General features: G+C 72.6%; 19 protein-coding genes, 2 tRNA genes and 1 pseudogene. 10 read left to right on the top strand and 12 right to left on the bottom strand.

Annotated elements, in window-relative coordinates:
• Positions 1-283: 283 nt before the first annotated feature.
• Positions 284-910 carry a dTDP-4-dehydrorhamnose 3,5-epimerase family protein gene (locus tag OOJ98_RS04310; RefSeq protein WP_267053262.1) on the bottom strand — a complete coding sequence of 209 codons (627 nt, stop codon included), beginning with the start codon at positions 908-910 and terminating at the stop codon, positions 284-286.
• A 122-nt stretch (positions 911-1,032) separates the two neighbouring features.
• On the opposite strand from OOJ98_RS04310, the gene OOJ98_RS04305 reads away from it, so the two are divergent.
• The 6 genes from OOJ98_RS04305 to OOJ98_RS04280 are packed head-to-tail and all read left to right on the top strand — an operon-like array spanning position 1,033 to position 7,720.
• Entirely contained in the window at positions 1,033-2,061 is a 1,029-nt protein-coding gene (locus tag OOJ98_RS04305; RefSeq protein ID WP_267053261.1) for an NAD(P)-dependent oxidoreductase, read from the top strand.
• A gap of 39 nt (positions 2,062-2,100) precedes the next feature.
• Positions 2,101-3,402: a lipopolysaccharide biosynthesis protein RfbH gene (rfbH, locus tag OOJ98_RS04300; RefSeq protein ID WP_267053260.1), complete on the top strand. Its 1,302-nt coding sequence runs from the start codon at positions 2,101-2,103 to the stop codon at positions 3,400-3,402.
• A gap of 51 nt (positions 3,403-3,453) precedes the next feature.
• Positions 3,454-4,911 (top strand): NDP-hexose 2,3-dehydratase family protein, encoded by a 1,458-nt coding sequence (locus tag OOJ98_RS04295; protein ID WP_267053259.1) that lies wholly within the window; start codon positions 3,454-3,456, stop codon positions 4,909-4,911.
• Entirely contained in the window at positions 4,904-5,938 is a 1,035-nt protein-coding gene (locus tag OOJ98_RS04290) for a Gfo/Idh/MocA family protein (RefSeq protein ID WP_267053258.1), read from the top strand. Before OOJ98_RS04295 ends, OOJ98_RS04290 begins: the two co-directional genes overlap by 8 nt.
• Positions 5,931-7,505 carry an acyl-CoA carboxylase subunit beta gene (locus OOJ98_RS04285; protein WP_267055507.1) on the top strand — a complete coding sequence of 525 codons (1,575 nt, stop codon included), beginning with the start codon at positions 5,931-5,933 and terminating at the stop codon, positions 7,503-7,505. The genes OOJ98_RS04290 and OOJ98_RS04285 overlap by 8 nt, the downstream gene beginning before the upstream one ends.
• Before the next feature lie 20 nt (positions 7,506-7,525).
• A complete protein-coding gene (locus OOJ98_RS04280; RefSeq protein WP_267053257.1) occupies positions 7,526-7,720 on the top strand; it encodes an acyl-CoA carboxylase subunit epsilon in 195 nt (64 codons plus the stop codon).
• 283 nt (positions 7,721-8,003) lie between these two features.
• Here OOJ98_RS04280 and holA read toward each other — a convergent pair whose 3' ends face one another.
• Positions 8,004-8,990, bottom strand: a complete 987-nt coding sequence (holA, locus tag OOJ98_RS04275) for a DNA polymerase III subunit delta (protein ID WP_267053256.1) — start codon at positions 8,988-8,990, stop codon at positions 8,004-8,006.
• Between the two features lie 79 nt (positions 8,991-9,069).
• On the opposite strand from holA, the gene OOJ98_RS04270 reads away from it, so the two are divergent.
• Positions 9,070-9,318 (top strand): hypothetical protein, encoded by a 249-nt coding sequence (locus tag OOJ98_RS04270; protein ID WP_267053255.1) that lies wholly within the window; start codon positions 9,070-9,072, stop codon positions 9,316-9,318.
• A 42-nt stretch (positions 9,319-9,360) separates the two neighbouring features.
• On the opposite strand, the gene OOJ98_RS04265 is transcribed toward OOJ98_RS04270, so the two are convergent.
• The 6 genes from OOJ98_RS04265 to leuS all read right to left on the bottom strand — a co-directional run bounded on the left by OOJ98_RS04265 (position 9,361) and on the right by leuS (position 19,036).
• Entirely contained in the window at positions 9,361-10,191 is an 831-nt protein-coding gene (locus tag OOJ98_RS04265) for a YceI family protein (RefSeq protein ID WP_267055506.1), read from the bottom strand.
• Between the two features lie 318 nt (positions 10,192-10,509).
• Complete coding sequence (locus OOJ98_RS04260) at positions 10,510-13,032, bottom strand: ComEC/Rec2 family competence protein (protein WP_267053254.1); 2,523 nt, start codon at positions 13,030-13,032, stop codon at positions 10,510-10,512.
• On the bottom strand, positions 13,029-13,847 hold the full coding sequence (locus OOJ98_RS04255) for a ComEA family DNA-binding protein (RefSeq protein WP_323177877.1): 819 nt from the start codon (positions 13,845-13,847) through the stop codon (positions 13,029-13,031). Before OOJ98_RS04255 ends, OOJ98_RS04260 begins: the two co-directional genes overlap by 4 nt.
• 490 nt (positions 13,848-14,337) lie before the next feature.
• Positions 14,338-15,183 carry a DegV family protein gene (locus OOJ98_RS04250; RefSeq protein ID WP_267053252.1) on the bottom strand — a complete coding sequence of 282 codons (846 nt, stop codon included), beginning with the start codon at positions 15,181-15,183 and terminating at the stop codon, positions 14,338-14,340.
• 113 nt (positions 15,184-15,296) lie between these two features.
• Positions 15,297-16,046 carry a hypothetical protein gene (locus OOJ98_RS04245; RefSeq protein WP_267053251.1) on the bottom strand — a complete coding sequence of 250 codons (750 nt, stop codon included), beginning with the start codon at positions 16,044-16,046 and terminating at the stop codon, positions 15,297-15,299.
• 116 nt (positions 16,047-16,162) lie between these two features.
• Positions 16,163-19,036, bottom strand: coding sequence for a leucine--tRNA ligase (gene leuS, locus OOJ98_RS04240; protein ID WP_267053250.1), 2,874 nt, complete (start codon positions 19,034-19,036; stop codon positions 16,163-16,165).
• A 440-nt stretch (positions 19,037-19,476) separates the two neighbouring features.
• On the opposite strand from leuS, the gene OOJ98_RS04235 reads away from it, so the two are divergent.
• On the top strand, positions 19,477-20,646 hold the full coding sequence (locus OOJ98_RS04235) for a hypothetical protein (RefSeq protein WP_267053249.1): 1,170 nt from the start codon (positions 19,477-19,479) through the stop codon (positions 20,644-20,646).
• Positions 20,647-20,674: 28 nt separating this feature from the next.
• Entirely contained in the window at positions 20,675-22,237 is a 1,563-nt protein-coding gene (locus OOJ98_RS04230) for an NADH-quinone oxidoreductase subunit NuoF family protein (RefSeq protein ID WP_267053248.1), read from the top strand.
• A gap of 135 nt (positions 22,238-22,372) precedes the next feature.
• Here OOJ98_RS04230 and OOJ98_RS04225 read toward each other — a convergent pair.
• Positions 22,373-22,445: transfer RNA gene (locus tag OOJ98_RS04225), tRNA-Ala, on the bottom strand.
• A 116-nt stretch (positions 22,446-22,561) separates the two neighbouring features.
• Here OOJ98_RS04225 and OOJ98_RS04220 point away from each other — a divergent pair.
• A pseudogene (locus OOJ98_RS04220) lies at positions 22,562-23,728 on the top strand (glycosyltransferase 87 family protein); the annotation flags it as partial.
• A 1-nt stretch (position 23,729) separates the two neighbouring features.
• Here the strand turns inward: OOJ98_RS04220 and OOJ98_RS04215 are convergent.
• The 3 genes from OOJ98_RS04215 to OOJ98_RS04205 form a co-directional block, all read right to left on the bottom strand.
• Entirely contained in the window at positions 23,730-23,963 is a 234-nt protein-coding gene (locus tag OOJ98_RS04215; RefSeq protein WP_053726163.1) for a hypothetical protein, read from the bottom strand.
• A 2-nt stretch (positions 23,964-23,965) separates the two neighbouring features.
• The gene (locus OOJ98_RS04210) at positions 23,966-24,136 is read right to left on the bottom strand and encodes a hypothetical protein (protein WP_267055657.1); all 171 of its coding nucleotides are present in this window, start codon (positions 24,134-24,136) and stop codon (positions 23,966-23,968) included.
• A 226-nt stretch (positions 24,137-24,362) separates the two neighbouring features.
• A tRNA-Ala gene (locus OOJ98_RS04205) sits at positions 24,363-24,435 on the bottom strand.
• Between the last annotated feature and the right edge of the window lie 37 nt (positions 24,436-24,472).

Raw genomic sequence — 24,472 nt, 5'->3', positions numbered from 1 at the left:
CGGGTGCCCCAGCACGGTCCGCGGACGAACGGCGGCCGGGGTCGCTGGGGCTTCGCCCCAGGCCCCGGGACGCCCCACCCCGCCCCTTCCCGAAACCCTCCGGGGGTGGGAAGGGAGCTGGGGGGACACCCCCGGGTCCGGAGGGGCTCAGGTACAGACTCCTGGGGCTCCGCCCCAGACCCCGTTCGCGCCTGAAGGGCGCTCGTCCTCAAACGCCGGACCGGCCGGCTATGCCGACACCGCCCGGCATCGAGTGCGCAGGGGCGCTGAAGAATTCGTCCCGCTAGGCCGCCGCACCCCGCGCCCGCTCCAGACCCCTCCCGTACAGGGAGAGACACTGCGCATACGTGGGCAGCAACCCGCGCTCTCCCGCCTCACCCACCGTAGGTGCCGCCGCATCCTTCTCGGACAGCACCGCGTCCCCCGTGAGCCAACGGGCCCACGGCAGCCCGAGCTCGGGGTCGAACGCCCGCAGGTCGAGCTGCGTACCGGGCACGTACTCGGTGGAGCACAGGTAGCTGATGCACGTGTCGTCGGTCAGCGCCACGAACCCGTGCGCGAGCCCCTCCGCCACGAACATCGCCCGCCCGTCCCGCGCGTCGAGCACCGTCGTCACGTGCTCGCCGAACGTGGGCGAGCCCACGCGGACGTCGACGACCACGTCGAGGAGCGCCCCACGCACGCAGCTGACCAGCTTGGCCTGGCCCGGCGGGATGGTCACGCCGTGCAGCCCGCGCACCGTGTTGCGCGAGGAGGCCGAGTAGTTGACCTGGCGCGGCACGAACTCGTGCCCGGTCTCGGCGGCGAGCAGGTCGTAGCGGTATGACTCGTGGAAACTGCCGCGGGGGTCCGTCAGCAGCTTCGGCATGATGCGGTACGCGTCCGGTACGGCGGTCTCTTCGATCCTCATGGTGGCGGACGGTAGGCGCCCGTACTCAAGTTCCGGTAGCGCCGCATGACCACCTGTCCAGCGGCCCCCGAGCGCCACGCGCCACAGTGCCGCTCAAACCGCGCATACAGGAGGTAGTCACGGTGTCGGTGAACGACCGAAGAGCAGGCGGCAGGGGCGGCGCGGCCGGATCGGTGGTGGTGCTGGGCGCCACGGGGTTCGTGGGCCGGCACGTCTGCGAGGTGTTCGACGCGGCGGGCTGGACGGTGACGGGTGTCGCCCGCAGCGTTCACGGCCCCGCAACTCCGTACGACGTACTGCCCGTTGATGTGGTGAGTGCGGAACCGGACCGGATCGCGGCGCTGCTCGCCGAACGGGGCGCGGCGGCGGTGGTGAACGCGGCGGGCGCGGTGTGGCAGGCCACCGAGGACGACATGACGCGCGCCAACACCGCTCTCGTGGAGCGCCTGGTAGCCGCGACCGCCCCCCTCGCAGCGCGGCCCCGGCTGATCCAGCTCGGCTCGGTGCACGAGTACGGCCCGGTGCCGCGCACCGGCATCACCGAGTCCACGCCGACCGCGCCGGTCACCCCGTACGGCCGTTCCAAGCTGGCCGGGGCGCGGGCGCTGCTCGACGCGGTGGCGGCGGGCCGGGCGGAGGGTCTGGTGTTGCGGGTGTCGAACGTGTCGGGTCCGGGCACCCACCGGGCGAGCCTGCTCGGCATGGTCGCCCACCATCTCGCGACCTCCGCCCCGGAGCCGTTGCGGCTCGCCCCGCTCCTTGCCCACCGCGATTTCGTGGACGTACGGGACGTGGCGGACGCGGCGCTCGCCGCGGCCCGCTCCGATGTGAGCGGGCAGGTGTTCAACATCGGTGGCGGGCAGGCGACTTCGGTGCGCAGCCTGGTGGTGCGTCTGACCGAGCTCGCGGGCGCCGCCGCCGAGATCGTGGAGACGCCGAGCGCCGGCGGCCGGCCTCCGGAGGCCGAGTGGCAGCGCATGGACATCCGGCGGGCGCGGCGACTGCTCGGCTGGTCGCCGCGGCGCAGCCTGGACGATTCGCTGCGCGACCTGCTGGCGCACGCGCGGGCCGGGGCCGGCGGTCATCGCGAGCCGTTGTCCAGTGCCCTTCAAGTCGTCCCCACAACTATGGCCGTGTCGGATCACCGCTGAGGGCTTCGTGCCGAACTGACGACCATGGAGGCAGCCAAAATGAGTGACACCAAGGCACGGATTCTCGAACAGGTGCGGGAGTACCACCTGGAGAAGGAGCCGTCCGGCGAGTTCGTGCCGGGCGTCAGCGAGATCTGGCCCTCCGGCGCGGTCCTCGAACCGGCGGACCGGGTGGCCCTGGTCGAGGCGGCGCTCGACATGCGGATAGCCGCCGGCACCAGCTCCCGCAAGTTCGAGTCCCGCTTCGCGCGCTACATGAAGCGGCGCAAGGCGCACCTGGTGAACTCCGGTTCGTCGGCCAACCTGCTGGCCATGTCGGCGCTCACCTCGCCGCACCTGGAGGAGCGCGCCCTCAAGCCGGGCGACGAGGTCATCACGGTGGCCGCGGGCTTCCCGACCACCGTCAACCCGATCCTGCAGAACGGGCTCATCCCGGTCTTCGTCGACGTCGAGCTGAAGACGTACAACACGACCGCCGAGCGCATCAAGGCCGCCGTCGGCCCCAAGACCCGCGCCATCATGGTCGCGCACGCGCTGGGCAACCCCTTCGAGGTCGCCGAGGTCGCGCAGATCGCCGAGGAGAACGACCTCTTCCTCATCGAGGACAACTGCGACGCGGTCGGCTCGCTCTACAGCGGTCAACTCACCGGTACCTTCGGTGACTTGACGACGGTGAGCTTCTACCCGGCGCACCACCTGACGATGGGCGAGGGCGGCTGCGTGCTCACCTCGAACCTGGCGCTGGCCCGTATCGTGGAGTCGCTGCGCGACTGGGGCCGGGACTGCTGGTGCGAGCCGGGCGAGAGCGACCGCTGCTTCAAGCGCTTCCAGTACCAGCTGGGCACCCTGCCGGCCGGCTACGACCACAAGTACATCTACTCCCACATCGGCTACAACCTGAAGGCCACCGACCTCCAGGCCGCGCTCGGGCTGACCCAGCTCGACAAGGTCGACGCCTTCACCGCGGCGCGCCGCCGCAACTGGCAGCGCCTGCGCGAGGGTCTCGAAGGTGTGCCGCACCTGATCCTGCCGGAGGCCACCCTCGGCAGCGAGCCCAGCTGGTTCGGGTTCGTCATCACGGTCGACCCCGACGCGCCGTTCAAGCGCAAGGAGTTGGTGAACTTCCTGGAGGAGCGGAAGATCGGCACGCGCAACCTGTTCGCCGGCAACCTGACCCGCCAGCCCGCCTACGTGGACGCCCCGCACCGCATCGTGGGCGACCTGACCAACTCCGACATCATCACCGAGCAGACCTTCTGGATCGGCGTCTACCCCGGCCTCACCGACGAGCACACCGACTTCATGACGGCCTCGATCCGGGACTTCGTCGCCGGCTGGTGACGTCCCCCGACACCCCTCAACCCCAGCACCCTTGACGAGGAGAGAGCGTACATGTCGTCGACACTTGCGGAGCTGACTGAGCTTCAGCCGGTGGTCCAGCCCCGTGAGCCGGTGTCGGTCGCCGACCGGATCGCGGCGTCCGCGGCCATCACCGGCGGACTCCTGACCACCGGGGAGTTCCACCACTGGTTCGCCGAGCGCAGGAAGGCGGGGCGCTTCCACATCGAGCGCATCCCGTTCTCCAAGCTGCGCGGCTGGTCCTTCGAGCCGGACACCGGGAACCTGGTGCACTCCAGCGGCCGCTTCTTCAGCGTCGAGGGGCTGCACGTCACCACCGACGACGGCCCGCACAAGGAGTGGTACCAGCCGATCATCAAGCAGCCCGAGGTCGGCATCCTCGGCATCCTGGTCAAGGAGTTCGACGGCGTCCTGCACTTCCTGATGCAGGCGAAGATGGAGCCGGGCAACCGCAATCTGCTCCAGCTCTCCCCCACGGTGCAGGCCACGCGCAGCAACTACACCAAGGTCCACCAGGGCACGGACGTGAAGTACATCGAGTACTTCACGGGCAGTGGGCGGGGCCGCATCCTCGCCGATGTGCTCCAGTCCGAGCACGGCTCGTGGTTCTACCACAAGAGCAACCGCAACATGATCGTCGAGGTGGACGGCGACGTCCCGCTCGACGAGGACTTCTGCTGGCTGACCCTGGGCCAGATCTCCGAGCTCCTGCACCAGGACAACCTGGTGAACATGGACTCGCGCACGGTCCTGGCCTGTCTGCCCGCCTACAGCGCGGGTCCGGCCCGCGGCGACGCCTTCAGCCACGCCCTGTCCCGTTCGCGCGACCCGCGGGCCGGCGCGCTGCTCACCGACGTCGACCTGCTGTCCTGGTTCACCGCGGAGCGTTCGCGCTACGACGTGCAGGCGGACCGGATACCGCTGGACGACGTGCCGGGCTGGACCCGGGACGAGGCGCGCATCGGCAAGGACGACGGGCGCTGGTTCAATGTGGTCGCCGTCGAGGTGCAGGCCGGCAACCGCGAGGTGACCAGCTGGACCCAGCCGCTGATCGAGCCGTGCAGCCGGGGCATCGCGGCCTTCCTGACCCGCTCGTTCGACGGGGTGCTGCACGTCCTGGCCAACGCGAAGGTCGAGGGCGGTTTCCTCGACACGGTCGAGCTGGCCCCCACCGTGCAGTGCTCCCCGGACAACTTCGAGGGCCTCCAGGTCCGCCCGCCCTTCCTGGACCTGGTCCTGGAGGCGGCGCCCGAGCGGATCCGCTACGACGCCATCCACTCCGAGGAGGGCGGCCGGTTCCTGTACGCCGAGAACCGCTACCTGGTCATCGAGGCGGACGAGCAGGAGGCACCGATCGAACCGCCCACGGGGTACCAGTGGGTGACGATCAGTCAGCTGACTGCGCTGATCAAGCACGGCCACTATGTCAATGTGCAGGCCAGGACGCTCCTCGCCTGCCTCAACGCCATGGGACATCTGACGCATGACTGAACGACCCCTGCGCATCGCCGTCCTCGGCACCGCCGACATCGCCCGCCGCCGGGTGCTGCCCGCCATGGCGGCCGACCCGGACATCGAGCTGACCGCGGTGGCGAGCCGGGACGGCGGCCGCGCTCGGGAGGTCGCGGCCCAGTTCGGCTGCGCCGCGGTCGAGAGCTACGACGCGGTCCTGACCCGGGACGACGTCGACGCGGTGTACGTGCCGCTGCCGATCTCCCTGCACGCCGAGTGGGCGGGCCGGGCGCTGCGCGCGGGCAAGCACGTCCTGGCGGAGAAGCCGCTCACCGCGGACCGGGCCACCACCGAGGCACTGCTCGCCCTGGCGCGCGCCTCGGGCCTGGTCCTGATGGAGAACGTCATGTTCGTCCATCATCCCCAGCACTCGGTGGTGCGGGAGCTGGTGACGAGCGGGGCCATCGGGCAACTGCGGGCGTTCAGCGCGGCGTTCGCGATCCCGGCGCTGCCGGCCGGGAACATCAGGCACCGCCCCGAACTGGGCGGCGGCGCCCTCCTGGACGTCGGCTACTACCCGGTGCGGGCCGCGCTGTACTTCCTGGGCGCCGGCCTGGAGATCGTCGGGGCCGCCCTGGAGAGTGCGGAAGGCTCGGCGGTGGAGACATCGGGCGCGGTGCTGGTCCGCTCCCCCGCCGGGGTGCTCGGGCAGCTGGCGTTCGGCATGGAGCACGCGTACCGCTCGGCGTACGAGCTGTGGGGCAGCGAGGGGCGGATCCGCGTCGAGCCGGCGTTCACTCCGCCCGCCGACCACAAGCCGGCGGTGTGGATCACGGACGCGCACGGCCCGCGCGAGCTGACGCTGGCACCGCACGACCAAGTCGCCGCCACCGTACGGGCGTTCGTCGGCGCGGTGCGCTCGGGCGCCGTCGAGTCGCCGGACGCCGGGGAGTGCCTGGAGCAGGCGAGCCTGCTGGACGCGGTCCGTGCGCGGGCGACGCACGCGTGGGCGCCGCGTTCTATTTCGACTTCGGATGAGGAAGGGACCGACCGTGACCGTGACTGAGCAGCCGACGCCGGGGACCGCGGCGGTGCGCGTCGCCGAACTGCACGTCCTGCGCGAGCAGGCGAGGCTCGGGCCGAGCGAGAAGGCCACCGAGGCCCAGCGCGCCAAGGGCAAGCTCACCGCCCGCGAACGCATCGACCTGCTCCTCGACCCGGGTACCTTCCAGGAGGTCGAGCAGCTGCGCCGCCACCGGGCGGTGGGCTTCGGCCTGGAGGCGAAGAAGCCGTACACCGACGGTGTCGTCACCGGGTGGGGGACGGTGGAGGGCCGCACGGTCTTCGTGTACGCCCACGACTTCCGGATCTTCGGCGGCGCGCTCGGCGAAGCCCATGCCACGAAGATCCACAAGATCATGGACATGGCCATCGCGGCCGGCGCTCCGCTGGTGTCGCTGAACGACGGTGCGGGCGCCCGTATCCAGGAGGGCGTCTCCGCGCTCGCCGGATACGGCGGCATCTTCCAGCGCAACACCAAGGCGTCCGGTGTCATCCCGCAGATCAGCGTGATGCTCGGCCCCTGCGCGGGCGGCGCGGCCTACTCCCCCGCCCTGACCGACTTCGTGTTCATGGTCCGTGTGACGTCCCAGATGTTCATCACGGGACCGGACGTGGTGCAGGCGGTGACGGGCGAGGAGATCACGCAGAACGGACTCGGCGGCGCGGACGTGCACGCCGGGGTGTCGGGTGTGGCCCACTTCGTCCACGACGACGAGGAGACGTGCCTGGCGGAGGTCCGCTACCTGATCTCGATGCTGCCGTCGAACAACCGCGAGATGCCGCCGCCGCTGCCGCCCGGCGACGACCCGGCGGACCGGCGCAACGACGTGCTGCTCGACCTGGTGCCGGCCGACGGCAACCGCCCGTACGACATGCGCAAGGTCCTGGAGGAGATCGTCGACCACGGCGACCTGCTCGAAGTCCACGAGCACTGGGCCCGCAACATCATCTGCGCGCTGGCCCGGATCGACGGGCGGGTGGTGGGCATCCTGGCCAACCAGCCCCAGTTCCTGGCGGGTGTCCTCGACATCGAGGCGAGCGAGAAGGCGGCCCGGTTCGTCCAGCTCTGCGACGCGTTCAACATCCCGCTGCTGACCCTGGTCGACGTCCCGGGCTTCCTGCCGGGTGTATCGCAGGAGCACGGCGGCATCATCCGGCACGGCGCGAAGCTGTTGTACGCGTACTGCAACGCGACGGTGCCGCGGATCTCGCTGATCCTGCGCAAGGCGTACGGCGGCGCGTACATCGTCATGGACTCGCAGTCCATCGGCGCTGACCTCACCTACGCGTGGCCCACCAACGAGATCGCCGTGATGGGCGCGGAGGGCGCGGCCAACGTCATCTTCCGCCGGGAGATCGCGAGTTCGGCCGACCCGGAGGCGGTGCGCGCCGAGAAGATCGCGGCGTACAAGTCGGAGCTGATGCACCCGTACTACGCCGCCGAGCGCGGCCTGGTGGACGACGTGATCGACCCGGCCGAGACGAGGGCGGTGCTGGCCGCCGCCCTGGCGATGCTCCGCACCAAGCATGCCGATCTGCCGTCCCGCAAGCACGGCAACCCCCCGCAGTGATCCCGGAGCAAGGAGCGAGCGTGCCGAACGAATCCCCCGAGCCACTGTTCCGCGTCCTGAAGGGCGCCCCGACCGAGGCGGAGCTGGCCGCTCTGGCGGTGGTCCTCCTCTCGCTTTCAGGAGAGCCGGCCGCCGCCCTGGCCCCGGTGATCCCCCTCGCGGCCTGGCGCCGCCACCCGTACGAGCCCCCGGTGAGCTGGCGCCGGGCAGCCTGACCGAGCCCGCCCCGGGGCTCCGCCCCAGACCCCGTTCGCGCATTGAGGGCGCTCGTCCCCAAGCGCCGGACGGGCTGAGGTGGGCTGCCTTGGCACCCTGGCAAGGGCAGCCCGTCCAGGGGCACGGGGAACTGCGCGAGAAGCGACCACGGTCCGCAGACGACCGACGCTTTGAGGGGCGCGCGGAACTGCGCGGGCGGGCGGGCGTGCTCGGGGCGTACCTGACCGGCGGGGGAGCCGGGGCCGGAGCCCCGGAGGGTGGACGGTGGCGGCCGGTGGGTCGCTACCGCCCCGCGCGAGCCGCCCGCGCGATGGCGACCACCGCCTTCTCCAGGGCGTACTCGGGATCATCTCCCCCGCCCTTCACCCCCGCATCCGCCTCAGCCACGGCCCGCAGGGCCAGGGAAACCCCCTCCGGCGTCCACCCCCGCATCTGCTGCCGCACCCGGTCGATCTTCCACGGCGGCATCCCCAACTCCCGCGCGAGATCCGCCGGCCGGCCTCCCCGCGCGGAGGACAGCTTGCCGATCGCCCGCACCCCCTGCGCGAGCGCACTGGTGATGAGCACCGGCGCGACCCCCGTCGACAGCGACCACCTCAGCGCCTCCAGCGCCTCCGCGGCCCGTCCCTCCACCGCCCGGTCGGCGACGGTGAAGCTGGAGGCCTCCGCCCGGCCCGTGTAGTACCGCCCGACGACCTCCTCGTCGATCGTGCCCTCCACGTCCGCGCACAGCTGCGACGTCGCGGACGCCAGCTCGCGCAGATCGCTGCCGATGGAGTCGACCAGCGCCTGGCACGCCTCCGGCGTGGCCGAACGCCCCAGCGCCCGGAACTCCTGCCGTACGAACGTGAGCCGCTCGGCCGGCTTCGTGGTCTTGGGGCACGCGACCTCCCGCGCCCCCGCCTTGCGCGCCGCGTCGAGCAGTCCCTTGCCCTTGGCGCCGCCCGCGTGGAGCAGCACCAGGGTGATCTCCTCGGCGGGCGCGTCGAGGTACGCCTTCACGTCCTTGACCGTGTCCGCCGACAGGTCGTGCGCATTGCGCACGACCACGACCTTGCGCTCGGCGAAGAGCGACGGGCTGGTCAGCTCGGCGAGCGTGCCGGGCTGCAGCTGGTCGGAGGTGAGGTCACGCACATCGGTGTCGGCGTCGGCGGCCCGTGCGGCCGCCACCACCTGCTGCACGGCGCGGTCGAGCAGCAGGTCCTCCTGGCCCACGGCGAGCGTGACGGGGGCGAGCGGATCGTCGGTGGAATTCTTCCTGGTGGCCATCGCCGTCCAGCATCCCACGGCCCACTGACAGGCGGGGGACGCGCCGGTGCGGGCCGGCGCCATGCAGCAGAATGTCCAGGTGAACGATGTGACCCGCCATGTACTGGTGCTTCCCGACCGCGACGCCGCCGAGGACGTGGCCACCGAGCTGACCGACCTGTTCGGCCTCGCCGAGGAGCCCCAGCTGGTCCGCGACGCCCTCGCCGGCGAGGACGACGCCGAGGACGCCCAGTGGCTCGTCGTGGTGGAGGACCCCGACGCCCGACTGGACCCGAAGGCCCTGGACACCCTGGCCGCGGACCACGACGGCTGGCTGGAATCCCCCTGATCCCGGCCCCCGCTGCCGGGTGGAGCCGGGGTCAGGGGCCGGTCAGGCCGCCTTCGGTACGACCTGGATGTCGAGGTCGATGGAGATCGACGACCCGATCGCCGCGATGCCCCGGGCCAGCATGGTCTGCCAGGTGAGCGTGAAGTCCTCGCGGTGCAGCTCGGTGGTGGCGCGGCAGGCGCCCCGGGTCTCGCCGCCGAGCCCCGTCCCGAGGCCCAGGTACTGCGTGTCGAGCGTCACCGTGCGGCTCACACCGTGCAGCGTGAGCCCTCCGATGATCGCCCACCGGCTGCCGCCCCGGTGCACGAAGCGGTCGCTGTAGAACTCCATCGTCGGATAGTTCCCCACGTCCAGGAAGTCGCCCGACCGCAGGTGGTCGTCGCGCATCTGGACCCCGGTGTCGATGGAGGCGGTGTCGATGATGACGTGCATCGCCGAACCCTCCATGCGCTCACCTATCCGGATGGCGCCGGCGAACGTGTTGAACCGCCCGTGGATCCGGGCCAGTCCGATGTGGCTCGCGGTGAAGCCGATCTGGGAGTGCGTCGGATCGAGCTCCCACTCGCCCGGCTCCGGCAGCGCCACCGGGGCGGCGACCTGGAGCGTGATGTCGCCGAGCGCGGCGAGCCCGCTCGCGGTGACGGTCGCGTTGCCGTGGAAGGGCGTGTACCCCTCGGCCGTGACGGCCAGCCGGTACTCGCCCGCCGGCACCGTGGTGACCACCGTGCCGAACGGGTCGGTCTCCCCGCCGACGACCCGGCGCCCCGAGGTGTCGCTGACCACGAACTCGGCCCGCTGTACTGGCTCGTTGACCGGATCGAGCACCCGGCAGCTGAGCACGCCCGCGGTCGACGGGACGGACAGGCCTGCCAGCGGCCCGGTACGAAGCGGAGAACTGGTCGAGCTCTTGCCGAACCAGCGGCTGAACACTGTGCACGCACCCCCGCGCGAAGAAGTATCTGTCGGGCCGCGCAGGAGGGGACATCCTCGTCCGTCCTCGCCACAGCAGGTCCCCGGCCCCCTTGACGAAGACGCATTCGATCACTGATGTGCCGTTCGAGGCAAACGCGGCGCCTGCGTACAGTTGAGGCACCTGTCACCAGAGGCCCGAATTGGTCATTCCGCTTATCCGGCACTCGCGGCCCTCCCTCCGCTGGTATCCCGCATCGGAACTCCTCCCGCGCGGCCGTCTCAGGGATCACGTCCCCGAAGCGCCGCTCCCGCCTCCGCCGCGTCATGTCCGCGGGGCACGGCCCGCAATCCGTCGCCCACCCCGGTGATCGCGATCGCCCCGTCCGTGTCGGTCCGCAGGACCGCGGCGCCCCCTGTGCGCAGCACGGCGATCGTGCCGGGCGCGGGGTGGCCGTACCGGTTGCCGAGGCCGACGGAGATGAGCGCCAGCCTCGGACGCAGCAAGCGCAGCAGCCCCGGGTCCTGATGTGCCGAACCATGGTGGGCGACCTTCAGGACATCCACGCGGCCCAGCGCCGGGTTCCGTCGCAACAGCCGCCGCTGGGCCGGTGGTTCGAGGTCGCCGGGCAGCAGCAGGCTCAGCCCGGCGGCGGTGTGGACGAGCAGGGTGACGCTCGCGTCGTTCGGCCCGTCCGCCACCGGGCCCGGCTCCGGCGGCGGCCACAGCACCTCCCACGAGAGCCCGCCCAGCGCACGCCGTTCCCCGTAGGCGGCCGTCGTCACGGCCACCCCGCGCGCCGCCGCCGTACGCCGTACGAACGCCACCTGGTCGGGCGGCTCGGCGAAGCCCGTCGTCTCGATGACCCCGACCGACCGTCCTCGCAACACCCCGGTGAGGCCCCCCACGTGGTCCGCGTGGAAGTGGGTGAGCAGGAGCAACGGGATCCGGGTGACGCCCAGTTCATGGAGACACCGGTCGACGGGCAGGGCCTCGGGCCCGGCATCGATCACCACGGCGGACCCCGCCCCGGCCGCCAGCACCGTGGCATCACCCTGGCCGACGTCGCACACGGCGTACGCCCACCCCGGCGGCGGCCAGCCGGTGACGATCCTGGTGAGCGGGGCGGGCCGCACCACGGCGAGCAGCAGCACGAGGGCGAGGGCCGCGGCCACCCAGGGACAGCGGGGCAGCCTGCGCGCGACGAGCACCAGCACCGCCGTGAGGGCCGCGAGCAGCGCTCCCCCGCGCCGGCCGCCCGGCCACCCCCACTCGGCGCCGGGCAGCGCGGCACCGGTCCGCGCCACCGAAGCGATCCACCGCGTGGGCCAACTCGCGCACCAGGCAAGGGACTCGGCGGCCGGCATCGCGATCGGCGCCGCCGCCAGCGCGGCGAACCCCGCCACCGTCGCCAGCGCCACCGCCGGTTCGGCCAGCAGGTTGCAGGGCACCGCGACCAGGCTGACGCGCGCCGCGAAGACCGCCACCACCGGCGCGCACACCGCCTGCGCCGCCGCTGCCGCGGCCAGCACCTCGGCGAGCCGGGCCGGCACCCCGCGCCGGCGCAGCGCCGCGCTCCACCCCGGCGCGATGGTGAGCAGTGCCCCGGTGGCGAGGACGGAGAGCAGGAACCCGTAACTGCGGGCCAGTTCGGGCGCGTACAGCACCAGGAGCAGCACGACGGCGGCGAGCGCCGGGATCAGGGACCGGCGCCGGCCCGTGCCGATGGCGAGCAGGGCGACCAGGCCGCATGCCGCGGCACGCACCACGCTCGGCTCCGGCCGGCACACCACGACGAAGGCGAGCGTGAGCGCTCCGCCGAGCACGGCGGTCGTCCGCAGGGAGATCCCGAGCCGGGGTGCGAGGCCGCCCCGTTCGGCCAGCAGCGCCCGTCCCGGTGGGCCGATCAGCAGAGCGAGAACGATCATCAGGTTGCTGCCCGACACCGCCATGAGGTGGGTGAGGTCGGTCGCCCGGAAGGCGGCGCGCAGTTCGGGCGTGACCCGGGAGGTGTCGCCGACGACCAGGCCGGGCAGCAGCGCCCGCGCGTCCGGCGCGAGCCCTTGGGACGCCGACCGCAGCCCGCCCCGCAGCTCACCGGCCATGCGCTGCAGGGCAGTTGGCGCGCCCGTGACGTGGGGCGGCCCGTTCGGCGCCCTGAGTACGGCGGCGATCCTCCCGTCGCCCGGCGCGAGCCTCGCCGTCACCCGCACCCGGGTGGAGGGCAGCAACCCCTGCCAGTCGGCGGGTGCCAGGACGAGGACCGGCGTACGCACGCGCCGCCCTCCCCCGTCCGCTCCGAGGACGCGCTCGACCTCCGCGTCCACGGCCACCGAAGCACCGCCCCAGCCGGCGGCCCGGGTCGGCCGGGGGTCGGCGCCGACCACCAGCTCCACCGTGACCTGCCGGAACTCCCGCGCCAGGCCCGGCAGCGGGCCCCTGCGCGCCTCCTCCGCATGCAGTCCGCCGGCCATGATCCCGGCTGCGGCACAGGCCAGCACCCCCGCGACCGCGCCCCGATATCTCCAGACCCCGTCACCCCGCTCGGTCGCCACGGCCCTCCCGCCCGCGGCCCGTCGCCGCAGCGCACGCCGAGCGGTCGGCGCGACCAGTACGCCTGCGACAGCCAGGCACAGTACGGCGCACCAACTCACCTTGATGAGAGCGGAGTTGACGGAAGCGGCCGTTCCCGCCCAGGCTCCCAGGGCCGGGCCGACCAGACGCAGGTCCGCCGGCCCCTCCCGGTACGGGTTGGCCACACCCAGCCGATGGCCCGACTCGGCGTGGACCTCGATGCGGCTCACAGCCGCACCAGGGCCTGGAGGTCGTTGAACTTCCCCTCACCGATCCCCTTCACCTCGCGCAGTTCATCGACCGAGCGGAACCCGCCGTGCTGAGCGCGGTAGTCGACGATGTGCCGGGCGAGCACGGGGCCGACTCCGGGCAGCGTGTCCAGTTGTTCCGCCGAGGCGGAGTTGAGGCTGACCGGACCGCTCGTACCGCCCGGACCACCCGGCCCGCTCCCTGCGCCGCCGCTCGAAAGGGTGCCCCCGCCCGGACCGGCAAGGGCCGTGCCCGGCACTCCGGCCAGCACCTGCTCCCCGTCGGTGAGCAGCCTCGCGCGGTTGAGCCCGGTCAGATCCGCTCCGCCGCGCACGCCTCCCGCGGCGGTCAGCGCGTCGGCTACCCGTGATCCGGCGGGCAGCCGGTAGACACCGGGCCGCTGCACCTTGCCGCCGACGTCCACGACCAGCACCCCGGCCGGCGAGGGCACCGCGTTCGCCACCGGTCCGGGCGTCGCGGCGGCGCCCGCCGTGCCGCTCGTCGCTCCTCTCGCCCCGCCCCCCGGCCCGCGCGGAGAGCCGTTGCCCGCGGCTTTCGCCGCGGGCACGGGCGGGGCGGGACCGTCGACCAGGTCGGGGGCGCGGACGGACTGCGGGCGGCCGGACCAGAAGTGCTGCACCGCGAAGCCGGCCGCGACGAGGAGGACCACGCACAGCGCCGCCAGACTGCGCGGAGCCAGGCCGAGCCTGGACTGCGCCCACAACGGCAGTCGCTCGCGCACCGCCGCCCACGCCCGCGCCCCGGCCCGCGGAGCGGCCGTCCATGGAGCGGCCACCCCTGGCGCTGCCCCTCCCGCAGCGGACTCTCGTGCGGCGGCCCCGGCGGGCTCCCGCTCTGCCGCCCGCGGGGGTGCGAGGGCGGACCGCCCCAGACCTCGGGCGGTCGGCGCCACGGGGTCGTGCGGCGGGGCCGCCGTGCCCGGTGGCGGAGGAAGGAAGAGCGCGTCCGCGCGTCTGCGCGCGGCCTGGACCGCGACCGGGGTCCGGGCGGCGCGGCTACGGTCGCGGGGGCCGTGCCCCGACCGGGTTCGGCCGTCGGAGCCGGAGGCCCGGCCGGGTCCGCTCGTGGCGGTGCGTGGTGATCGGATTGCCATGCCACGAAACGCTAGGCACCTCGGCAGAAATCCGCTGAGCACGCCCAATTCCGGTGGACAACAAGCCAGTTGTGGATAAGTCGGCCACTCGGTCGAGGGAATCCGCATCCATCGCGCGGCACGCGAATCCCGCTCCTTGCGCGGCTCCCGCGCCTCCCGCGGCCTCGTGGATTCAGCGCGGCGAGACGATGGCGCCGAGCAGCCCCGGCCCCGTGTGCGCTCCGATCACCGCACCGACCTCGCTGGTATAGAGGTCGACCAGGCCCGGCACGCGCGCCCGCAGCCGGTCGGCGAGGGCGGCGGCGCGCTCGGGCGCCGCGAGATGGTGCACCGCGATGTCGACCGGGCTGCTTCCCGCGCGGTCGGCGACGATCTCCTCGAGCCGGGCGATGGCTTTGGAGGCGGTGCGCACCTTCTCCAGCATCTCGATCCGGCCGTCGTCGAGCTGGAGCAGCGGCTTGACGGCGAGGGCCGAGCCCAGCAGGGCCTGTGCGGCGCCGATGCGGCCGCCCCGCCGCAGATAGTCGAGCGTGTCGACGTAGAAGAACGCGGAGGTCGCGCCGGCCCGCTTCTCGGCCGCGGCCACCGCCTCGTCCAGGGTGCCGCCCGCCTCGGTGACCTGGGCCGCGGCCAGCGCGCAGAATCCGAGGGCCATCGCGACCATGCCGGTGTCGACCACGCGTACCGGCACGGGGGCGTCCTTGGCGGCGAGCACGGCGGCGTCGTAGGTGCCCGAGAAGTCGGCCGACAGGTGCAGCGAGACGATCCCGGTCGCGCCCGCCTTGGCGATCTTGCCGTAGGTCTCGGCGAACATCGCGGGGCTGGGCCGTGACGTGGTGACGGGGCGTCGTTTCTGCAGGGCGAGCGCGAGCGACCGGGCCGAGATCTCCGTGCCCTCCTCCAGCGCCCGGTCCCCCAGGACGACGGTCAGCGGCACGGCGGTGATGCTGTGCCGCTCCATCGTCTGGGGCGGCAGATAGGCCGTGGAATCGGTGACGATCGCGACATGGCGGGACATGAGCGGGAGGTTACCCGCCGGGGGCGCCGCGTGGCAGTCCGGCCTGGTGGAATGATCGGTTCGGGTCGGTGGCGGCTGCCCTGTTCCCACTGCTCGGGCCGGTGTCCGCCGGTTCAGCCCGTGGCTTCGGGGCGGGGCGACTTCTGCCACGGATACGTCACCTGCGGCTGGGCGGCGCCTATCGCGTGCGGCGCCCCGGCGGAGGGCTCCTCACGGGTCGGCGCGCCGCGCCGCGGGTCCACGGACGCGTCGGCGGGCGCCGCGGCGGGGTTGTCCGAAAGGTCACTCCAGGACGCGGATCCGCCGGCGGCGGGCGCCTTGACCGACCAGTCCCGCAGGGCGCCCGACTCCATCTCGATCTGCTCGCTGAGCGAGGCGAGCTCGTCGTCGGCGAACTGGCGGGCCCGGTCCCGGGCGGCCCAGCGCAGCGAGTCCGCGGAGTGCGTGATCCGCTCGGTGCGCTCGCGGAGCTCCGGCATGCGGTCCGCGATCCTGCGCTTGTCCGGCTCCCGTTCGAGACGCCTGAGCTCGTCGTCCAGTTCGTGGCCGTGGCCGCTGAGCCGCTCGAACAGGGCGAGGGACTCCTTCAGGGACTCGTCCTCGGCCAGCCGCGCGTGCAGCGCTTCCTGGGTGGAGCGCATCGAGGTGCGCAGGGCGAGCCGCAGCTGGGCGAGCTGGCCCGCGACCCCGGGCTGCCCCACGCTCTTGGCCCGCAAGGTGGTGTCCTCGACGGTCCTGCGGGCCTGCGTGACCGTGCGCTCCACGCCCCGCTTGGCGGCGCCGACCACCTTGACCGTCACGTACACGCCGAGCCCCACGAAGGCGACGAACAGCAGTGCCAGGATCAGGATCGCGGCTTCCATGAACGTCCCCTCGGTCGGTGTCGTCCCCTCCACCGTAAACGGAACGGGCAGGCCGTGGGTTCCCGCGGAACCCCCAACCTGCCCGTAGGGGGAAGCCCCCAGTGCCGTTTCGGGCCTTACGCGGGAACGATGTTCACCAGCTTCGGGGCCCGCACGATGACCTTGCGGATGCCCGCACCGGCGAGCGCCGCGACGACGGCCTCGTCGGCCAGGGCCAGCTTCTCCAGCTCGTCGTCGGAGATGCCCGGCGGCACCTCCAGGCGCGCCTTGACCTTGCCCTTGATCTGCACGACGCAGGTCACGGCCTCGTCCACGACGTACGCGGGGTCGGCGACGGGGAAGTCGCGGTGCACCACGGATCCGCTGTGGCCCAGCTTGCGCCACAGCTCCTCGGCGATGTGCGGGGCCAGCGGCGCGATCAGCAGGACCAGCTGTTCGGCGACGATGCGCGACAGCGGGCCGCCGGTCTTGGTGAGGTGGTTGTTCAGCTCGGTGATCTTGGCGATGGCCGTGTTGAAGCGCAGCCCCGCCAGGTCGCCGCCGGCACCGTCGATCGCCTTGTGCAGGGCGCGCAGGGTCGCCTCGTCGGGCTCGGTGTCGGTGACGGTGACCTCGCCGGTCGCCTCGTCGACGATGTTGCGCCACAGGCGCTGCAGCAGCCGGTACTGGCCGACGACGGCGCGGGTGTCCCAGGGGCGCGAGACGTCCAGGGGGCCCATCGCCATCTCGTACAGGCGCAGGGTGTCGGCGCCGTACTCGGTGCAGATCTCGTCCGGAGTGACGGCGTTCTTCAGGGACTTGCCCATCTTGCCCAGCTCGCGCTTGACGGGCTCGCCCTCGAAGAAGAACTTCCCGTCGCGCTCCTCGACCTCGGTGGCCGGCACCGGGAAGCCGCGGCTGTCGCGGTAGACGAACGCCTGGATCATGCCCTGGTTGTACAGCTTGTGGAACGGCTCGGCCGAGGAGATGTGGCCCAGGTCGAACAGGACCTTGGACCAGAAGCGCGCGTACAGCAGGTGCAGCACGGCGTGCTCGGCGCCGCCGACGTACAGGTCGACGCCGCCGGTCGGCATGCCTTCGCGCGGGCCCATCCAGTACTGCTCGATGGCCGGGTCGACCAGCTTGTCGCTGTTGTGCGGGTCCAGGTAGCGCAGCTCGTACCAGCAGGAACCGGCCCAGTTGGGCATGGTGTTGGTCTCGCGGCGGTACTTCTTGACGCCGTCGCCCAGGTCCAGTTCGACGTTGACCCAGTCCTCGTTGCGGGACAGCGGGGTCTCCGGCGAGGTGTCGGCGTCGTCGGAGTCGAAGGTGCGCGGCGAGTAGTCGTCGACCTCCGGCAGCTCCAGGGGCAGCATCGACTCGGGCAGCGAGTGGGCGACGCCGTCCTCGTCGTAGACGATCGGGAAGGGCTCGCCCCAGTAGCGCTGGCGGCTGAACAGCCAGTCGCGCAGCCGGAAGTTGACGGTGCCCTCGCCGATGCCGCGCTCGGTCAGCCAGTCGGTCATCCTGGCCTTGGCCTCGACGACGCCCAGGCCGTCCAGCGAGATCTCGTCATTGGCGGAGTTGACCAGCTTCGCCTCGTAGGAGGCGAACGCCTCGTCCCACGTCGAGGGGTCGGTGCCGCGGTCGTCGTCGGGCTGGACGACGCAGCGCATGGGCAGCTCGAAGGCGCGGGCGAAGGCGAAGTCACGGGTGTCGTGCGCCGGGACGGCCATGATCGCGCCGGTGCCGTAGCCCATCAGCACGTAGTCGGCGATGAAGACGGGAACCTTTTCGCCGCTGACGGGGTTGGTGGCGAACGCGCCGGTGAAGACGCCGGTCTTCTCCTTGGCGTCGGCCTGGCGCTCGACGTCCGACTTGGCTGCGGCGAACGCGCGGTACTTGGCGACGGCCTCGGCCGGGGTGGCGTGGCCGCCGGTCCACACGGAGTGGGTGCCCTCGGGCCAGGCGGCCGGGACGATGGTGTCGACCAGCTCGTGCTCGGGCGCGAGCACCATGTAGGTGGCGCCGAACAGGGTGTCCTGGCGGGTGGTGAAGACCGTGATGGCGTCGGTGTCGGTGACCTTGAAGTCGACGCGGGCGCCCTCGGAGCGGCCGATCCAGTTGCGCTGCTGCAGCTTGATGGCCTCGGGCCAGTCCAGGCCGTCCAGGTCGTCCAGAAGACGGTCCGCGTAGGCCGTGATGCGCATGTTCCACTGGCGCAGCTTGGCCTTGAAGACGGGGAAGTTGCCGCGCTCGGAACGGCCGTCGGCGGTGACCTCCTCGTTGGCCAGGACGGTGCCCAGGCCGGGACACCAGTTGACGGGGGCGTCGGACGCGTAGGCCAGGCGGTACTGGCCCAGGACCTCGGCGCGCTCGAAGGCGCTCAGCGCCGTCCACTCACGGCCGCCGGGCACCTCGCGGCTGCCGTCCTCGAACGCGGCGACCAGCTCGGCGATCGGGCGGGCCCGGTGCGCGTCGGTGTCGTACCAGGAGTTGAAGATCTGCAGGAAGATCCACTGGGTCCACTTGTAGTACTCGGGGTCGATCGTCGCGAAGGAGCGGCGCTTGTCGTGCCCCAGGCCCAGCCGGCGCAGCTGCGCCTTCATGTTCTCCATGTTGGACTCGGTGGAGATCCGCGGGTGCGTGCCGGTCTGCACGGCGTACTGCTCGGCGGGCAGGCCGAAGGCGTCGAAGCCCAGCGTGTGCAGCACGTTGTGCCCGGTCATGCGCTGGTGGCGGGCGTAGACGTCGGTGGCGATGTAGCCCAGCGGGTGACCGACGTGCAGGCCCGCGCCGGACGGGTAGGGGAACATGTCCATGATGAACTTCTTGGGCCGCGCGGCGACCTGCGGGTCACCGGCCAGGTCGCCCGTCGGGTTCGGCGCCGCGTAGGTGCCGTCGGCGTCCCAGAAGTCCTGCCAGCGTGCCTCGATGTCGGCGGCCATGGCCGCCGTGTAGCGGTGCGGCGCGGCCGTCTCTGCGGCGGCAGCGGTGTTCGTCTCGCTCATGTCCTCAAAGCTCCATCGATCGTCTCTGCCGGCGGTTACGAGCGTTCGCTCATCGATCCGTGATCGGATCGCCAAACGAAAAAACCCCTCGCACAGGAGGGGGCGCCGCGCCGAGTCCGACCGGATCTGTTCATCGGTCGGGAGTGTTCAGCGCGGCTCGCTAAGCAGAAGGCGTACGGCACGCATGGCGTCAGGGTACCGCAGGCCTCGCAGACCCCGCACGGAGTACCCACGGGGGGTGTGAGCGGGCGCGCCCGTGGGGGCGCGCGAGGCGTACCCGTGGGGGGTGTCGGGGGCGCGTCCACAAGGGGCCGGGGCGAGGTTACCCCGCGTACCCCCTTCTTCTGGGGCAACCGCTCAAACCCCGTACCGGCCGGTATGGGGCGACCTAGCATGCCGCCACGGGACCGCTTTGCCGAACCATTCGGAGTCGCCCCACCATGAAACCTCGCCATCCGCTCAACCCGCACCGTGTTCGTCAGAACCCCGCACGGGGCCGTCCGGCCCGCAGGGGCGGGCTCTCGGCCGCCGCACTCGGCGTCGTCGCCCTGCTCATACCGCCGCTGGCGCTCCTCTCGTCCGACGGCCTGCGGGCCGCCCTGGACTTCACCGCCGGTGTCCTCTCGCTCGTCTCGCTCACCGCGTCCGTCGCCTGGGGCCTGCTCGCCACCGACCGGCTGTTCCTCACCCCGCGTGACCGCCTCCTGGCGCAAGCCGTCCACCGCGCCACCGCCATCGCCTCGATCGGCTTCCTCCTCCTGCACGTCACCGTCAAGATCGCGCTCGGCCATGTCGGGCTCCTGGGCGCCGTCGTACCGTTCGGGCTCGGCGTCACCGGCGCGTCCGGGCTGATCGGGTTCGGTTCGCTCGCCGCGATCCTGATGGTCCTCACGGCCGTCACGGGCGCGATGCGCAGCGCCTTCGCCACGCCGAGCCGCACCGCGGGCCGCTGGCGCGCGGTCCACATGCTCGCCTACCCCACCTGGTGCTTCGCCCTGGTGCACGGCCTGTTCGCGGGGCGCCCGCCGGCCGTGTGGGTCGTCACGATGTACGGGCTGAGCCTTGTCGGCGTGGCCGGCGCGCTGGCCGTACGCGCGCTGCCCCGTCCGGTGAAGCGCCGCATCTCCGCACGGTTCGCCCCGTTGCGGCAGGGCCGGGAGAGCGAGCCCGCGGCGCCGGCCTCGGGGGCCGTCCCCCCGCGGCCCGTGGCGCCGCCCTCTTATGAGGCGGAGCCCACGCAGTCCTTGCGCGCGGGCGCGCCCCCCTTCGAGGCCCCCTACGAAGCCCTCGATACGACACGGCAGTTCGAGGCGACGTACGCCTTCTACGAGCCCCCGCACGAGGCGCCGCCCCACTACCGGCCCGCCGCCGCGCAGCCCCGCCTCGACGCGGGCACGGGCATCTCGGCCGCCTACCACGCGGTCTCCCTCGCGCCGCCCCCCGCGCCGCCCGCTCCCCCGGCCGCGCCGCCCGCCGCCCGCTGGCCCGCGCCCTCGCCGCGCCCTCCCGAGCCGCTGCCCGCCTCCGCGCCGGCCACGCCCTACCAGCCGCCGGCCGCCGGCGAGCCCTGGCACTCCCCGCCGGGCTCCGTCGCAGGAGAACGCCCGTGACGGAGCCCGCGACAGCAGGAGTACGACCATGAACAGCCCCCTCCCCGATGTTCCCGAGGTCCGCGTCGTGGGGCTGCCCCACGTGACCGCGGGCTTCGACCTCGTCGAGCGCCTGGCGCTGCCCATGCACCTCAAGGTGCACGGCGCGCTGGACCCGATCAACGGTGAGCGCCTGGCCCAACTCGCCGACGACGTCGCCCTCAACGGCCGCGGCGGCGCGGGATTCCCCTTCAGCCGCAAGCTGCGCGCGGTCGCCTCCGCCGCGATCCGGCGCGGGATACGCCCGGTCGTCGTCGTCAACGCGAGCGAGGGCGAGCCCGCCTGCCGCAAGGACACGGTCCTGGTGTGCCGGGCCCCCCATCTCGTCCTGGACGGCGCCCTGCTGGCCGCCGAGGCGCTCGGTGCCCGCACCCTGGTGGTCGCCGTCACCCGGGACTCCACGGAGGCGTCCGTGCGCGCCGCCCTCGACGAGCGCGGCCTCACCGACAAGCGGAACTCCCCGCTGCGCGCCCGTGTCGTGCGCACCCCCGAGCGCATGGTGTCCGGCGAGGCGTCGGCGGTGATCCGGGCGGTGGACGGCGGGCCCGCGCTGCCGCCTGGCCGGCGCGAGCGGGCCGCCGAGTCCGGCGTCGGGGGCGCCCCGACGCTGCTCTCCAACGCCGAGACGTTCGCCCAGCTCGCGGTGGCCGCGCGGCTCGGCCCGCACCGGTTCGGCAACACCGGCGACTCCAGTGAGCCCGGCACCGTGCTCCTGACGGTCTCCGGCGCGGTCGCCCGGCCGATGGTGGTGGAGGCGCCGACCGGGGTGCCCCTGCGCTACGTCCTGCAGATGGCCGGAGCCCCGTCGATGCCGCAGGGCGTCCTGACCGGCGGCTACCACGGCAGTTGGCTGAACGCGGTGGCCGCGCATGACGCGGCGCTCTCGCGGGCCTCCTTGTCGGCGCTCGGCGGCGCCCTGGGCGCGGGTGCCATCCTGCCCATCGGAGCGGGAACGTGTGCGCTCGGTGAGGCATTGAGGGTCGCGCGATGGCTCGCCGCCGAGACGGCCGGCCAGTGCGGGCCCTGCAGACTCGGGCTGCCCGCCGCCGCGGCCGGGCTCGCCGACGTCCTGGGCGGCGGCGGTCCGGCCGCCCTCGAAGCGTTGCGCGAGGTGACGGGGGCGGTGAAGGGCCGTGGCGCCTGCAAGCATCCGGACGGCTCGGCCCGCTTCCTCGCCTCGACCCTGGCGGCGTTCACGGACGACCTGGCGGCCCACGTCCTGGGCGGGGGGTGCGGGCGTCCGACCATGGGTGTGCTTCCGCTGCCCGCCCCCGGCTACCAGGACGAGGGGGTGCCGAGCGGCGAGAAGGTGGTCGTCGACTGGACGCTGTGCGAGGGCCACGGGCTCTGCGCGGACATCGTGCCGGAGCTGATCCGGCTGGGCCCCGACGGCTACCCCCTGGTCGCGGACGCCGCCGTGCCCGCCCATCTGCGGGGGCGCGCACAGCGGGCCGTGCGCCGCTGTCCCGCGCTCGCGCTACGGATCGAGCGGACGGCTCCGGCCGCGCTCCCCCAGGTCAGCCGCAAAGCCCTGGGCAGCGGCCGTAGTTGACCACTTCTGATCATTACGGGCGCCTGGAGGGGAACACGTTCCCCTCCAGGCGCCCACCACAGGCGGGACGCCCCAGGAACGGGACACAAACAAGAAGGCGGGCCATCCGATTCGGATGACCCGCCTTCTTCACTGTGGAGCTAAGGAGAATTGAACTCCTGACCTCCTGCATGCCATGCAGGCGCTCTACCAACTGAGCTATAGCCCCTTGTTCTGGCGCCGCCCGGTTTCCCCCGGCGACATCGAGAACATTACACGGTCACCCCGGTGCTTCACCAAATCGGTTTCCGTTCTGTACGAAGAAGGACGGTAACGTCCAGCTTCGTGACCGTGAAGGTACTCGCGCCGAGCGCTGCCCGACTCCCCTCCGACCGGCACCCCCTTGCCCTCCCCGCCGCCGTCTGCCTGCTCTCGTTCGCGGTGTTCTGGGCCGCCCAGCGGGCCGCCGGGGTCTCGATGATCGACTTGCTGGTCTACCGCGCCGAGGGGCAGACCGTACGGGCCGGCGCCGACCTGTACGCGATGCGGGCGACCGAGGCGCGGCTGCCCACCACCTACCCGCCGTTCGCTGCCCTGCTGTTCACGCCGCTCACCCTGGTCGGGGTCCCGGTGCTGCGCGCCCTCGCGACCGCGGCCAACCTCGGGCTGCTGCTCGCCCTCGCCCATCTGTCGCTGCGGCTGGCGGGGCCGCGGCGGCCGGGTGCCGCCCTGTGGATCGCCGCGCTCGCCGTGTGGTGCGAGCCGGTGTGGACCACGCTGCGCTACGGCCAGGTCAACCTGCTGCTGGCCGTCGTCGTGCTCTGGGACCTCACCCGGGCCCGGGGTCACCGCTGGGCGGGGGCCGGCATCGGGCTCGCGGCCGCGCTGAAGCTCACACCCGCCCTGTTCGGCCTGTACCTGTTGCTCACCGCGGTCACCCGGATGAGGGGCGGCGGCGGGAACTTTCCGCTCGCCGTCGTCATCAGGGCGGCCGCGGTGTTCTGCGCGGCCACGGGGGCGGCCGCGGTGGCGCTCCCGCACGACTCGCTGCGCTTCTGGACGTCCATGGTCTTCGAGGCGGGCCGCGTCGGTCATGCCGAGGACACCGCCAACCAGTCGCTGCGCGGGGTGCTGGCCCGGCTGCTGCAGACCGGCGACCCGGGGCTCTGGTGGCCGGCCGCCGCGGCCGTCACGGCCGCCCTGGGCCTGGCGGTCGCGGTCCGCGCCGAGCTGCGCGGCGAGCGGGCCTGGGCCGCGATGTCCTGTGCCGTCACGGGGCTGCTCGTGAGCCCGGTCTCCTGGTCGCACCACTGGGTGTGGTGCGTGCCGGTGGTGGTGCTGCTCGGCGCCGAGCGGTCCCGCTGGGCGCTGCTCGGCTGCGTCTTCGCCACGTACGCGCTGTGGTGGGTCCCGCACGGCACGAGCCGGCCCGAACTCGCCCAGGGCGGTGGCCAGATGGCGCTCTCGGCGCTCTATCCGCTGGCCGGGGCCGGCTTCCTGGTCCTCGCGGCGCTCAGGCCGTGGCGAAGGAGTAGAAGCGCTTCAGCGTGCAGTGGGCCTCAAGGAGGCGGCCGTAGATCGGCTCCCCTTCGAGTTCCCGGTACGTCTCGATCGGATCGCCCTTTATGATCAGCGCCCGCGCGCATTCCTCGCACCAGTACTGGTAGTCGGTGTTGACCGGATCCATGTCCCTGACGATGGGCGTACCACTGCCGCACCAGTCGCATTTCCGCCTGTGTGCACCCATGTTCAGCTCCAGCTGTGGCCGCAGGCCGTGCACACGTAGGACACCCCTCCGTTGTCGCCGAGCATCTGGGCGACGTGGGAGGAGCCGCAGGAGGGGCAGTTCAGGCGGGCGCCGGGCACCGGCACGGTCGGGCCGCCGGGCGGTTCCGGGAATTCTTCGCGACTCGCGGGCATCGCGCACTCCCTCCCGTTCGGTCCGTCGTCCCCCTCCGGCCGTCCCGATTCTGCCATGTCCTCGCAAGAGGGTCAGTGCTGTCGGGATACGAGACCGGCCGGGCCGCCACGGCCGGCACCGAACCGGCGCCGGGCCCCGGTGGGCCGGGGCGGTCCGGACGACAATCCGGGGCGACAACCGGGACAACAAGAAGATCCCGCCCCACGAGGGGACGGGATCCGATTGTGGAGCTAAGGAGAATTGAACTCCTGACCTCCTGCATGCCATGCAGGCGCTCTACCAACTGAGCTATAGCCCCGCTGTTCGCCTTGTTTCCGCTTCTTCGGCGGTCCCGC

The sequence above is a fragment of the Streptomyces sp. NBC_00083 genome, from assembly GCF_026343295.1.
Taxonomy (GTDB): Bacteria; Actinomycetota; Actinomycetes; order Streptomycetales; family Streptomycetaceae; genus Streptomyces.
The sequence above is the reverse complement of the archived record's forward strand: the minus strand, read 5'-3'. Positions and strand labels throughout refer to the sequence as shown.

Excerpts from the sequence above, each read along its gene's own strand:
- OOJ98_RS04310 (WP_267053262.1), bottom strand. The coding sequence starts at position 910 with ATGAGGATCGAAGAGACCGCCGTACCGGACGCGTACCGCATCATGCCG.
- rfbH (WP_267053260.1), top strand. The coding sequence starts at position 2,101 with ATGAGTGACACCAAGGCACGGATTCTCGAACAGGTGCGGGAGTACCAC.
- OOJ98_RS04295 (WP_267053259.1), top strand. The coding sequence starts at position 3,454 with ATGTCGTCGACACTTGCGGAGCTGACTGAGCTTCAGCCGGTGGTCCAG.
- OOJ98_RS04290 (WP_267053258.1), top strand. The coding sequence starts at position 4,904 with ATGACTGAACGACCCCTGCGCATCGCCGTCCTCGGCACCGCCGACATC.
- holA (WP_267053256.1), bottom strand. The coding sequence starts at position 8,990 with ATGGCCACCAGGAAGAATTCCACCGACGATCCGCTCGCCCCCGTCACG.
- OOJ98_RS04250 (WP_267053252.1), bottom strand. The coding sequence starts at position 15,183 with ATGTCCCGCCATGTCGCGATCGTCACCGATTCCACGGCCTATCTGCCG.
- OOJ98_RS04245 (WP_267053251.1), bottom strand. The coding sequence starts at position 16,046 with ATGGAAGCCGCGATCCTGATCCTGGCACTGCTGTTCGTCGCCTTCGTG.
- leuS (WP_267053250.1), bottom strand. The coding sequence starts at position 19,036 with ATGAGCGAGACGAACACCGCTGCCGCCGCAGAGACGGCCGCGCCGCAC.
- OOJ98_RS04235 (WP_267053249.1), top strand. The coding sequence starts at position 19,477 with ATGAAACCTCGCCATCCGCTCAACCCGCACCGTGTTCGTCAGAACCCC.
- OOJ98_RS04230 (WP_267053248.1), top strand. The coding sequence starts at position 20,675 with ATGAACAGCCCCCTCCCCGATGTTCCCGAGGTCCGCGTCGTGGGGCTG.
- OOJ98_RS04215 (WP_053726163.1), bottom strand. The coding sequence starts at position 23,963 with ATGGGTGCACACAGGCGGAAATGCGACTGGTGCGGCAGTGGTACGCCC.
- OOJ98_RS04210 (WP_267055657.1), bottom strand. The coding sequence starts at position 24,136 with ATGCCCGCGAGTCGCGAAGAATTCCCGGAACCGCCCGGCGGCCCGACC.